This is a genomic window from Candidatus Nitrosocaldus islandicus (genome assembly GCF_002906215.1).
GTDB lineage: Archaea > Thermoproteota > Nitrososphaeria > Nitrososphaerales > Nitrosocaldaceae > Nitrosocaldus > Nitrosocaldus cavascurensis.
Genome location: NZ_CP024014.1, coordinates 19,974 through 33,842 on the forward strand (window position 1 = coordinate 19,974; position 13,869 = coordinate 33,842).

General features: G+C 40.9%; 9 protein-coding genes. 4 read left to right on the plus strand and 5 right to left on the minus strand.

The genetic code is table 11. The annotated features are described in order from the left end of the window. The first annotated feature begins 5 nt into the window (after nt 1–5). Entirely contained in the window at nt 6–1,448 is a 1,443-nt protein-coding gene (locus CRG89_RS00125; RefSeq protein ID WP_103286387.1) for a 4-hydroxyphenylacetate 3-hydroxylase family protein, read from the plus strand. A gap of 30 nt (nt 1,449–1,478) precedes the next feature. Continuing rightward, nucleotides 1,479–1,649 (plus strand): hypothetical protein, encoded by a 171-nt coding sequence (locus CRG89_RS08895; RefSeq protein ID WP_168174123.1) that lies wholly within the window; start codon nt 1,479–1,481, stop codon nt 1,647–1,649. A gap of 924 nt (nt 1,650–2,573) precedes the next feature. Here CRG89_RS08895 and CRG89_RS00130 read toward each other — a convergent pair. From CRG89_RS00130 to CRG89_RS00145, 4 genes are all read right to left on the minus strand, one after another. Further along, on the minus strand, nt 2,574–3,128 hold the full coding sequence (locus CRG89_RS00130) for a type 1 glutamine amidotransferase (protein WP_103286388.1): 555 nt from the start codon (nt 3,126–3,128) through the stop codon (nt 2,574–2,576). A 67-nt stretch (nt 3,129–3,195) separates the two neighbouring features. Further along, a complete protein-coding gene (locus CRG89_RS00135; RefSeq protein ID WP_197706646.1) occupies nt 3,196–6,015 on the minus strand; it encodes a UPF0182 family protein in 2,820 nt (939 codons plus the stop codon). Between the two features lie 91 nt (nt 6,016–6,106). Beyond that, nucleotides 6,107–7,459 (minus strand): DNA primase small subunit domain-containing protein, encoded by a 1,353-nt coding sequence (locus tag CRG89_RS00140; RefSeq protein ID WP_103286389.1) that lies wholly within the window; start codon nt 7,457–7,459, stop codon nt 6,107–6,109. A 112-nt stretch (nt 7,460–7,571) separates the two neighbouring features. Continuing rightward, complete coding sequence (locus CRG89_RS00145; RefSeq protein WP_103286390.1) at nt 7,572–8,708, minus strand: DNA primase; 1,137 nt, start codon at nt 8,706–8,708, stop codon at nt 7,572–7,574. A 69-nt stretch (nt 8,709–8,777) separates the two neighbouring features. Between CRG89_RS00145 and CRG89_RS00150 the strand changes: the two genes are divergently transcribed. Then, nucleotides 8,778–9,623: a deoxyribonuclease IV gene (locus CRG89_RS00150; protein WP_103287824.1), complete on the plus strand. Its 846-nt coding sequence runs from the start codon at nt 8,778–8,780 to the stop codon at nt 9,621–9,623. A 21-nt stretch (nt 9,624–9,644) separates the two neighbouring features. After that, entirely contained in the window at nt 9,645–11,117 is a 1,473-nt protein-coding gene (gene glyS, locus CRG89_RS00155) for a glycine--tRNA ligase (protein ID WP_103286391.1), read from the plus strand. Between the two features lie 177 nt (nt 11,118–11,294). On the opposite strand, the gene CRG89_RS00160 is transcribed toward glyS, so the two are convergent. Continuing rightward, nucleotides 11,295–13,868, minus strand: a complete 2,574-nt coding sequence (locus CRG89_RS00160; protein WP_103286392.1) for a DNRLRE domain-containing protein — start codon at nt 13,866–13,868, stop codon at nt 11,295–11,297. Nucleotide 13,869: the final 1 nt, after the last annotated feature.

Genomic DNA, 13,869 nt, shown 5'->3' on the forward strand with positions numbered 1-13,869 from the left:
ATATTATGCCATTAAAGACCCAAGAAGAGTTCATTGCCAGCCTTAGAGATGGCAGGAATGTATACTACAATGGTGAAAGGGTTACAGATGTTACAACCCATCCCGTACTTAGCATATTCGTTAACCACTGGTCACTGATATACAAGGCTAAGCATGATCCTAAGGTCAAGGATATATTCGTTAAGAGGTTGGATGAGTATGGAGAGGCTAGTGCATACTTCAACATACCAAGGAATGCTGATGACCTTCTTGCAAGGGCTAAACTGATAGAGGCTACTACAGCATACTGCAATGGTCAATTCAATATAGCACAGGCTATAGGTACTGATGCACTCTTTGCACTCATGAGTATATGCTCAGAGGTTGATAAGAGGTATGGTACAAGGTACTATCAGAACGTGCTCAGATTCTATGATAGATGTGTAAGGGAGGATCTTGCCATGGCTGTAGCACAGACTGATGTGAAGGGTGATAGGAGTAAGAGACCACATGAGCAGGATGATCCAGATGCTTATGTGCATATAGTTGAGAGGAGGAGTGATGGGATAGTTGTTAGAGGTGCGAAAGTACATACCACAGGTACCCAAGCAGTAAATGAGATAATAGTACTACCAACTAGGAACATGCTTGCTGAAGATAGAGATTATGCTGTAGCATTTGCAATACCTGCAAATGATAAGAATGTGAAGATAATAAGCAGGGCACAGGCATCCAAAGAGTTGGGGGAGTTCGATTATCCTATGAGCGTTAAAGCAACTGCTCAAGAAACTCTAACCGTATTTGATGATGTATTTGTGCCTAATGAGAGGATATTCCTTGCTGGGGAGTATGAGTATGCTGGTGCACTAGCAAGGCTATTCGCACTATGGCATAGGTTCACAGCTATATCATACAAACCTCCAATAGGGGATCAACTGTTAGGTGCTGCTGCTCTAATAGCAGAGTACAATGGCATAAGCAAGTATCCACATGTTAGGAGCAAAATTGTGAAGTTGATAAGGTATGTTGAGACTATAAGGGCATGCATAAGGGCAGCAGCGGTAGAGCATAAAGTCTACCCAGCAGGTATAGCGGTGCCTAACCCAGTGTATGTCTATATAGGCAAATACCACCTTGCAGATAACTTCCATGATGCAGCAAAGACTGTTCAGGATCTGGCAGGAGGGCTAGTGATAACACAGCCTACTACTAGGGATCTGGAGAATCCAGAGACTGCAAAATACATAGAGAAGTATCTAAAGACTAGGCATGATGTACCAGCAAAGAACAGACTCAAGGTACTCAACTACATAAGGGATCTTACAGCAAGCACGTACACAGGAGGGTATAACTACGTACTCTCTGTTCATGGAGAAGGCTCCCTAGAAGCACAGATAATTAGTACTTACACAGAGTACGATGTAGATAGATGCGTAAGATACGTCAAGAGCCTCCTCAATATAGAATAATTTAAATACTATCTTTTATTTTAGCAGTTTATGAGTAAGGATAATAACTACTATCAGGTAGATTACGAATACCAATACGATGACCATTACAAGATCTACGGCAAGAGAGCATTAGATGTTGAGTATGGTGAGCCATGCATATTCTGCAACAGTAGGATAGATGAGTTTGGTTTCTGTGCATGTGGTGCAGGTGGCTCTTGATACATGGTATCTCTATAATCATATATTACAATAGATGGTTGATACCACTATAGATGCATTACTCATCCATTACATACTATAGATAGCATTAGCAAGATTATATCAACAAATTAAATTATAACTTCAGATTATGAAATCTTTGCATATACATCATCCTATATAGAAGATGGTTAACAGCATACAACATAATAACTCTCTTGTATACACAGAATCTCTCGTGGTTAATCTTGTTATTTGTTCAATTTATACTCCTTTATCTCTGCTACCAGCATATCTACATCTATACCTTCTGGAAACTCATCTCCATAGGCCTTGTTATCATCATCCATTATCTTGAGCCATTTGTAGTTGAGTGTACATATATGATATAGTATGGTACGATATTATCCTTGTTTACCATAGGCTCATTGCACTCTGCTATAATTCAAGAATACTATGTATCTATCACCAGAATTACATCTTATATCATCTCTCATGCAAGAATACAAAACTCTTTCTCCTTATTTACCTGAAGTTCCTTTTTACCTTTGATATTTGATCTGATGAGATTATATGCTCCTCATCTATATGCTCATCTGATTGATCTTGTGGATATAAAAGAATAGGTTAGTTATTACTTAACACTATTTATCAGCGCATCTGCATACACCTAGTTCCTACAGTACTGCCACCTATAAGTAAATCTTGATGGCTGTTATTCCAATCATACCTTGCTATATTCAATACTACTTCATCAATCTGATTAGTATTATCATCTATTAAGATAACTTCCCATATGTATCATAACATAGGTTTACTGTGATGCCTTACCATTCCTTATGTATAATTATAAGCATCTATATCCTAAGCAATAGGCAATGATGCTAGTAACTGGATGATAGCAAAGCAATATAGCATGAGATAGACTAGTTATGCAGCAAGATATCATCTCCTAGCAAGCATTACAAACCTCCTCAACAGATCAAGCCCATACGAATTGCTAGCCTCTGGATGAAACTGTGTACCAAATATAGGCTTACTTATATGCACTATGATCTCGTTACTGCAACTCCTAGAATATGCTACAGATTTGAGTACTGATGGCAGTGTTGCTATACTATAATCATGGCTCTCATAAACCATCATCCTACCATTGTTTGCAATAGGACTATCCTCATTCACATACACCTCCTCCTCTCCTACTACCTTGCCTATCCTCCTTATCGTTCCACCCATTGCTAATGCTATTATCTCAGCACCATAGCATATCCCTAGCAAGGGTCTATCCTCCCTATATGCTGTATCCACTATGTGCATGTTCACTACATTCATACTCCTTTCATTACTCCTCCTACCAGAGAGGATTATACCATCATACTCTCCAACAACATCATGTGAGAGTTCACTATACCTTCTTACCACATATCTAGCATCAAGAATACTCAAAGAGCGTATAAGATGTGGCATGAAAGATGAGAGGTTGTCTACAACGAGCAGCATCTTCCTATCTAACTATTACTTCTCCCCTTACCCATTATAATTACTCTTCTATATTTACCATCAGCAATCAGTTACCTATCTTCACAGTTATGTAGTGAAGTTCAGCAACACCATCAACAACTCTCACTGCACCAAAGTTCATGTTATCCTGCTCCTCCCATGAAATAACCCTTGATAGGTTATATGCCTTAACCTGTGATGCTATGAACCCCTCAACACTGCTCTTCACACCCTCAAACTCTTCCTGTGTTGAGTATGAGAACTCTCCCTCCTTGAATGTTAATGGTATGTTTATACTGCTAGGCTTGACAACTACTACACCATTCTCCTCGAATACCTTGAGCAGGTTGTTTATCTTTGTACTCCTATCAACACCAACCTGGTCTTGAGCAAGTCCAGCAAGTTTTGCTAGATATGCGTTGAATGCTTCAACGGGTGTATTCCCTAGCCCAACGTAATAGGCTCCAGTGAAAGCTGCACCAACTGCTGCTATCTTGCCTATCTGTGCTACTACTCCTCCAGTGCCTGCAGTGTACACTGGTATGAAGTATACATCCTGCTCACCTATCCTGTAGAGTATGTTATCCCCTATCCTTGGGTTCCTAAGCAGTGTTTTGAGTGTAGCAAAGTCTGGATCTCTATCAAGTGCTTCTTGAACAGCACTTGGACCTAAGAGTTGTGTGCTTGAGCCTATTGGTACCTTGTAGAATATGAGTTGGCCATCGTTTGGATAATCATTCCTCACAATCAGATAACCAGCAAGGTTTCTACCAGCAGCACCCCTCAACTCTAGAGAGAGCAATCCTATATACTCTATCTCGTTTATGTTTGGAGGCTTTGCATATATGTAGTATGGCTCAAGCCCTCTAGGCACCTCATAGAACTCTCTAGCAGTTATGAACGTTGGTATATCTGTAACATGGTAGAAGTTGTACATCTGAGTCTTCCACCAGAAGAGCTCAACAGGGTACCTTAACTGGTTATGTAGCCATTGAGGTACATCCATACGTATGTTATCTGTATCTGCATACTGCTGTACAAACATGGTAGTGAAGAAGTCATCTCCCCTAACAATAACATCTATAGTACCATTGTAAGTATCTATTAGTGCATAGCCTACAAGCCTATACAATGGGTTATTTGCACTCCATGGCACATTAGCAGTATCTAATCTCACAATCAAGGGCATAAGCCAGTATGTATTCTTCCCATCTGTAACTGGTACAACATCAACCATCTCATTCCCAAATCTGTACTGGAAGTATGGATAGACAAGGCTTACCCTATCATGTATATCCCTGTACCTCAAGAGGTGTATCGCCTTATCTGGGTATGAGAACATGAAGTTAGGCTCGAATAACCATGTTAGAGGAGGGTTAACAGTAACCCCTCCACTTCCAGAGTAGAAGTGATTATCTACCTCATCGCTAACCTGCCTATCTACTGGGAATGCTGCCCATGTAGATTTGAATAATCTACCCTCACCATAATATACCCTCCTCTGAGCAAAGAAGTTGTTGCTATCAACCTCATTGCCATTGTGAGCATCAAGCATAAGGAAGCCATTGGGTACATGTGTGTATACAAAGTGCTCAGCAAACCATCTATTCTCTATTGGTATGCTCTCAGGTAACTTGGGCGTCATTGCTGCACTCCAGTATAGGTTGCCATTGAACCTTATAATATCAGAGTCAGCAAAATCAACATAGGGTATAAGGCCTATTGCAGGCCTAAGCTTTGCAAACCCTGCATCCCAGTCCCATATGCGTATCTTGCTAAGTATATCTGAGTGCTGAAGGGTGTATTGCTGTATCCTTGAGGGTGCTACAGCAAACAACTTCACATCGTATGAGTACTCTGTAACCTTGTCAAGTTCAGCAAGGTACCTGTTCACTGCTATCTGCTGTGCAGTGTAAGGCCCTAACCATTCTATCTTCCTTGAATCTGCTATGCTGTTGTTAACAGCCATTATGGATGCTATAACTACTGCTATAGATACTATGGTTAGCACTCTTATGTATATATGGCTCCTTGATGGCAGTATTATAACCCTTGACATCCTCTTATCCATTATTGAGAAGGCTATGAATGCTAACCCCACAAGTATGGTACCTATTATAGCGTACTTTGTGTTGTAGTCTATGTTGTATGTGAAGAACATGTTGAAGGCTGACCAGAAGAGCCCTATACCTATTATCATCTCAATCACTGCTATGTAGAAGAGGTATCTGGGCCTACGCTCTACTACATCTGCAATGTACTGTGTTATCACATTTATTATGTTATGCAATCCAACATACAGCACCAACCTTATCCCTATAACAGCAAGGATCGGGGGTATGAAGAGTGTTAGTGCTGGTATCATTGGTATCACTAACTGCTCTGCTATGCTTGGGTCTGGAGAGACTATGAATGGTAGAGAGAATATGTTCTGTACAGATGCTAAGCCTATATCATTGCCATCAAGCATGTATGCTAGTGTTAAACCAAACATTATGTTGCTGAAGAGAGGTGCAAGGAGCACAACCTTTGTAGCCTGCCATACTATGAAGTTTATCCTGCTGAGTTTGAAGTCCTGATATTTGAGGAGCTCACCACTGCTTATATATGATAGTGTAAGGGAGACTATCCACCATACCATAGACCTCCTATTCTTTACATCAACCCTTATCAGTGCAATAGATGCAAGTATAAGCCCACTAAGTATTGAGTAGTAGAGTGGTTTAGTGAAGAGGTTGCCAAACTCTTGTATGTTGAGTAGGATAGCAACACTCTGGCTCCCTACAAGGATGAAGATTATTATGCTTATAAGCACTATTAACCCTAACTTGATGTAAGATGAGATATCACGCTCACGCCTAGGTCTATCTTGTGCTCTACTCCACAACCCTACCTATACTAGGGAGGACTCATATTTTAATTTACTATACTACATCATGTTTATGCTACTGGCTAACTACCACTAGCTAGTCAATTGATCAATACTTGCGTTTTGCATATGCAATACCTTTACATATGAGGTATGATGCAGCGTAGAGTGGTAATTTAACCTCCTCATGGGTGTAAGGTCCAAATGAATTACCCTTCAAGGTGAACCTTGGTGCATTTATAACATAAACATCAACCTCTCTATCACTTATAAGGCATGCATCTATTAAAGGGTTGAATGAATCTATATCAGATAGCCTTGGCAAGGGGACCTTTGCTAGACTACTCTTGCTGTTGAGTGTACCAGGGAGCCTGAATATCCTATGCATATCTATGGTAACGTTTGGATCTATCCTTACAGATAATGCTAGTATGGCATCCTCGATGCTCTTCATGCTTACATGAGCACTAGCAGCAAGATACCTGCCTATCCTCCCTATCCATCCATATCCTCCATCAGCAGCAAGTATTGACCTTGGGATATATACAATGCTACCATCATTGCTATTGCTGTTGCTATTACCATCGCTATGCTTTAGATCATCATAACCATAAATAGCAGCAGTAGTAGCATTATTACTATCATCATCCTTCTTACCCTTATCTTTATCCCTCTCTATACTCCTCTTACCCCTCTTACTCTTACCCTTACCCCTTATCTCCTCTCTTACCTTCCTCCCATACCTCTTCCTTATAGCATCTGCTACACCCCTTCCTAGCAGATAGTTAACAACCTCTGATCTTGCTGCTGAATCAAGCAGGGTATACCTACCTTTAACATATACATGGAATCCATAGTTGCCAGAGAAGTATACCTTGATGTTATCCTCATCAACGCCAAAATCATCCTCAAGCATCCCAGCCAGTTTCTTAACCTCCCTCTTGCCTAAAGATATGCATTCATCGCATGGTATGGTAACATGGTTTACCCTCCTTGAGCCGCATCCACACATGGATGATGTATCATCTACAGGCTCTAGACACTCTTCACACAAATGTATATCATGCATGCTTGAGCATCTAGGTTTGAGTTCCTTCACATCTATATCGAAGATAAGATCTGCAGCCTTCAGTCCCTTCTCCTCCATGGGTCTAGTTGGGCTTGTATAGTATGCTGCTGAGCAGTAAACATCTGCAGGTACGTTCATGATTAGCAATGCTATCAACTCATTTCTATCCCTTATGCTTAGATGCCTTATCATTGTCCCATCGAACCTTGAGTACCCAAACTCCCTCTCCTGTATAGCGTCTGGAGCCTCTACCATCGCTGTATGTTTGAAGTAATACTCCTTGAATGCTTGATTAAGGAGGTTTATGCTGTATGCTCTCATCATAGCAAGAGTGTTATCGCTCTTATCATTACCTTCTCTCCTAACACCATCTATCATTCTTCTCACCATCATCAATAACAAACATTCTATCTATCCATACATACATACTACTATCCATTACTTCATTATTAACCAACCATTCATTTATCCATAGCAGTAATTCAATCACTCCCATTGCTCTCACTTACTCGCTCTTACTCTTGCTCTCGCTCTTGCTCTTGCTCCCATCCAATCTCTCATCTTCCCTCACTCCTCCTTCCACATCCATTGTCTTCTTCCTACCAGCACTCCTACTATACCTCCCAAACTGCAGTGGATTAATTATGCCATTGCACTCATCGCTCTTGAAGCATAATCCTTGGCTTTTTACCTTTGAGCATGATGGGCATGAGTACCTTACCCTATTTCCTCTCAACCCTGCTAGATGCTCTACCTGATACCTTGTAATCCTCGCATTGTAATCTGGTGCATTCTTGAAGAGTTCACACACCTCCTCTACGCTCTTTCCTATTCCAAGCATGTACGTTGCAAGGAGTACTCTTGCTGTATGTGATGGGTTGTTCCCTTGCTCAAGTACCTTCAGTATGTTAAGTATGCATGGAGGATAACCTCTCCTCTCTGTAGCATATACATTATTGTTACTCAACTCATATATCTCAAGCATCATACCCTTCAATGCATCTACACGCCTCTTCAACGCCTCAGGGAGATGATCATACTCAACATTTATCCTCTCTAACCTTCTGATTATCAGAGCATATATCTCATCCCTTATGAGCCTGACCATATCCTTAGTGTTGAGATGTACATAGCCCTTATGTAGAATCCTATTGCTAAGCCTCCAGTACTCATCATGGAAGTTGGTAGAGTACTTGAGGTAATCCTCAACCTTGATCATGAATGTAGAGTGATCATGGTTATAGATAACATCTATAGCAAATAAACCCTTGAATATGTTGTTAAGGATATTACCCATCTCATCCCTACTTGCATTCATCCTAAGGTCATCAACAAGGAAGACCTCTGCCCTCCTTGCCTCGCTAAGAGCAAACCTCCTGTATAATGCCTTGACCTTACTAGCCTTTACCATTATACATGCTAAGATGAATGATACCACTTCCTCATCAACGCTAGCAACCTTATCTGGATCATACACTATACCTCTTATTGCAGCAATAACCCTAGCAGTTGCTCTATCTATAACGCTGCTCATTGCAGGATCATCGAACTCCTCAAGCCTGTAATCTAGTAGTTTAAGATAGTTGCCAGCATCCTCCACGAATGGATATCTTGCAAGTAGCCTACTACTACTGCTGCTCATCCCTCTTCTAGAATAAAAGGAAGAAACCTAAAATTAAAGTTTGAATGGATGAGCACCATGCAGCCAGATATACGCCTTGGTGTGCATGTATCCATCTCAGGCTCAATAGATAGAGCAGTAGATAATGCATTGAGCATAGGGTGCAACGCATTCCAGATCTTCACGAGAAACCCTAGAGGATGGGTAGCAAAGCCTCTAGCAGAGGAGGATGCGAAGAGGTTCAGGGCAAAGTTGGGCTCCTCTGGCATAAGCAATGATGCTGTATTTGCACATATGCCATATCTACCAAACCTTGCATCCCCAAAGCAAGAGATATACAGCAAATCCCTAGCAGTTCTCATGGAAGAGGTTAGGAGATGCTCAATGCTTGCTATAAAGATGCTTGTGATCCACCTTGGAAGTTACATGGGCTCAAGCAAGGAGCAGGGGATGGGTAATATAGTCAATGCATGCAACCAAGCATTGGAGGAGAGCAAGGATGTTATGATACTGCTTGAGAATATGGCAGGGCAGAGGAACAGCATAGGTGCAAGGATAGATGAACTTGGCAGGTTATTCAACATGTTCAATGGCAAGAGGGTTGGTGTATGCATAGATACATGCCATCTATTCGCTGCTGGGTATGAGTTGAGGAGCAAGGATGCATTGTCAAGGGTTATAGAGGAGTTAGAGAGGCATATAGGGCTCAAGAATATAAGGTTACTACACCTGAACGACTCCAAGCATGCTCTAGGCTCAAATGCAGATAGGCATGAGCATATAGGCTTAGGCTATATAGGTGAGGAGGGGTTCAGGAACATCCTTACCAGCAAGGAGTTCAGATCCATACCATGGATACTAGAGACCCCAGTAGATTCAAGGAGGGATGATATAGGCAATATAAGGAAGGTTAAGGAACTTGCAATGCTTATATGACTCATCATTAATGCTAAGAGCATGAACTACGATGCAGTAACAGAGCTAGCATTGAGTAGAGGGTTCTACTTCCCTAGTTGCGAGATATACGCTGATGCGCAAGCAGGATTCTGGGAGTATGGGCCTTTAGGCGTTGCTCTCAAGAATAGGTACATAGAGTTGTGGAGGAGGGAGTTGGTTAGGAGGGATGGTATGCTTGAGATAGATGGTAGCCAGATAATGAGCAAGAGCGTCTTCATAGCCTCAGGTCATCTTGATAGCTTCAATGATCCCATAGTTAGATGCATGAAATGCTCATCTGTGTACAGGGCTGATAGGCTTGTTGGCGAGGTTATAAACACTGTAGTGCCCGAAAGGATTGGAGATGAGGAGTTGTATACTCTAATCCAGAAGCATAACATAAGATGCCCTAAATGCAACGGTGAGTTGAGCAAGGTTAGTAGGTTCAACATGATGTTCAAGGTAAGCATAGGGGCTGATGGTTCTGAAGCATACCTTAGACCAGAGACATGCCAGAGCATATTCGTTGACTTTGCTAGGCTCTTCAAGGTCATGCGCTGCAAGTTACCAATAGCAATTGCTCAAGTAGGCAAGAGCTTTAGGAATGAGATTGCTCCTAGGCAGAGCCTCATAAGGTTAAGGGAGTTCTATCAGGCAGAGATAGAGGTATTCTGTAACCCTAAAAGGTTGGATGAGATAGATAGGTTTGATGAAGTGAAGGATGTTATGCTTAGGATACAAGATAGCAATGGTATGCATGAGGTTACAGCATCCTCTGCAGTAAGCAGAGGCATCATCCCAAATAGGCTTATAGCATATTACCTTGCCCTACTGAATGAGTTCTACAGCAAGACTGGTATAGATATGGGTAGAACAAGGTTCAGGAGGCTTGCTGATGATGAGAAGGCATTCTATGCTACAGTTGCTTATGACTTTGAGGTTGAGACAAGCCTTGGTTGGTTAGAACTTGTAGCATGCAACTATAGATCTGATCATGATCTGAAAGGGCATATGCAGGTTAGCAAGGAGAATATGGAGGTTATGGATGCTGATGATGGTAGTGGTAACAGTAAAGTGCTCCCCCATGTATTCGAACTATCCATGGGGGTAGAGAGGAGCCTCTACTGTATACTAGAGCATTCATTGTATGAGGATATGGAGAATGATAGGCTTGTGTTAAGACTCAAACCCTATCTAGCCCCTATACAGGTTGGGGTATTGCCTATAGTTAAGAAGGATGAGGTAGAAGCAAAGGCCAAGGAGGTATTCAAGATGCTGAGGAAGGATATTGATGCATTCTATGATGACTCTGGCTCTATAGGGAGAAGGTATAGAAGGTTGGATGAGATAGGTACGCCATATGCAATAACAATAGATAGACAGACGCTAGATGATGGTACAGTAACGATAAGGGATAGGGATACAATGCAGCAGGTTAGGGTAAGGATAGATGATCTTAAGGATGAACTCTTAAGAAGGCTTAAGATGCCTTAAGATATAGTATTGGTTGTTATTGTTACTGTTGTTATTATTACTACTGCTGATGCACTACTATTGCTGTTACTGCTGGTGCTGATTATTATGTATGATGCTAATTACTGTTGTTGCTTTACTGTTATTGTTATTGTTATTATTATTGCTATTATACTACTTCTAACTACTGTGGGTGTGTTAAGGTGCAGTTACAGTATAGTTGAGATGTCCTTGCTTAAGCATAAATATCATCAACCTCTTACCCTGCTTTAGAACATGACCATCTACACCTTCAAGCAGTATATCATCTCCTACACTAACCTTCCAGTTCCTGCTAACCTTCACCTTGAGTACCTTACCCTCGCTTACTGCAATCCTTAAGGAGTTTATATCATCTGCAGTATCATTCTCAACGTATATGATAAGAAGCCTCTCCCCACTGTATCTAACAGATGAGGGTACAATGTTGAAGGCTGGTGCCTCAAATACCAAACCTCTCTCAACCCTTACTTCACTACTCTCTTCTGATGATGGAAGGTAGAGATACCTTATGCCTTGAAGAGCATACTCAGCCCCATCGAATGTAACTATGGCCCTTATTCTAATCTCAGCACTATTTGGTGCTATTGTATTGAAGAGTTCATCTATGGGTATAGATATGCTATATCTTCCATCAACTACCTCAGCCTCACTCCTATACCTAGCATCTGATGCACCCTCTACTAGTGTTATGCTCAAGGTTGTATTGAATGGTACTACTACGCCTTCTCTATCCATAAGGAAACCTTCAACCAGTATGTTATCATTTAAACTACTTATATCAACAGTGATGAATGTACTCCTTCCAAGTACTGTACCTGCACCACCAGCGCCTATACCCCCGCTTACATTATCTGTACCTGTATTACTACTACCTCCAACAACAGTACTTGCTACCATGCTTATTAAAGCATCTACACCATCAACTAGCCTTACAAAGTAGGTTGTATAACTGCTGAGTATATAGTTGATCGAAGTACTCTCTACCATCTGTACTGTTAGTTCTACCACCCTTCCAAGTATACCATCAACACCTATGCTCTCATCCAAGAACCTCACAAATCCATTGTATAGTGATGGTGAATCATCAGTTGCATTAACACCATCCACTATACCTTTAACCACATCTACGCTCCTACTTAGACTATCTACAACCCTAACTGCCTCTATTGAGAGTAACGTGCCTATATCCCTCTGGAAGCTTATAACATTGCTAAGTAGATCAACAGTAGAGACAGGTTCTAATAGAACTCTGCTCATACTGCTTATCATCCTCTCTACATCATCCCCTATAGCAAGAGGTTCATCAAGCACCCTTGAGAACCTGCTCAGCCTACTTACCTCATCTATAACAACTATGCCATCCATAACATCTCTTACTACAAGGTTGAGTATGTAATTAGCAAGATCAGAAGAGCCAAGAGTATCCTGTAATACTCTTAGAAATGATATATAGGAGTTGGTATCTGCTATTACACTTACTGAATCTAGGATGAATTTTGTGTAGGATATGTTAAAGGTTAGAACCTCTGATATACTTGTATGATCAATAATGTTTAAGAGAAATCCCATAGATATGTTATCAGTAATAGTAGGAGTAACTAAAGCATCACGTGTTGCAGATAGTAGCCTTGCTAGAGTATCTGATACTAGCATAGGTTCAAGTATGGATCTTGGCATGCTACTATACCTGGCAAAGATATCTCTAGCATCTAACATATCATAAACCACTATATATGCTGATATCTTTCTAATGAGATCATCAAGCATAGATATAGAGTCGGAGAAGAATTCTGATATCACGATGTTTCTAACTAGCATATCCTCTATAGATTGCGCATCTACAATTAGTCTTGAATGACCTATACTTCTTGAATCTAATGCATGAAGTGTTATGGTTGCGTTTCTTGATGATACTACTGATCTAGTAAGCAGATCATGCTCACCTAACTTCACCTGCTCCCTGACATCCTTTGTAAATGCTAATGTGTACTCTATCCTTGGAGCATTAGCCCCAGAGTTCCTTGTGTAGAAGTGCCATTGATCTCTCCTATTATCATCATCTGTATTATTAGCAGTTCTTATCATGTATGTTGTGAAGTTCCTTGCATTGTTTATATCATCCTGCATTGCAGCATGTACTGATATGCTTACAATTCTACTATTGGGATTGGTATTTGCTGGTATTAGAACACCAGGATCATTGCCTATAGATGGTGCGTTGAAATCACTACCATCTAGTGTGACATAATCATTGATGTGTATGACACGTGTATCACCTAATCGAGGGTTGTCGAATGGTTCTGAAGTATATGCAGAACCATTCTGAATGGATCTCTCTATGGTTAGCTTCAGTTCTGCTGATTTAAGAACCTTGCCATGCAACGATGAGATGGGGAACTTTACAAATGATCTATATGCCTTATCTGACTCATCATCGCCAACAATCATAACCGCATCATTGGAATAAGCATTTCCATTGCTGCGTACATGACCATCACTAACATCAGATGGTATAGCGCTAGTTGCTTCAGCAACTCCCATCTGCAATGGGTATAGGATGTAAACCCATTCATAACCATTCCAATATTTATCAGTATGCTCATCAACCTTGTAGAACATGCTTCTATCATACTCCAGCACTGGTATTGCTAACATATATGAACAAAAAATTATGATAAGTAAGAATGCTACTACCTGCATACTTGCTGTTATACCCCCTTCCAGATCCACC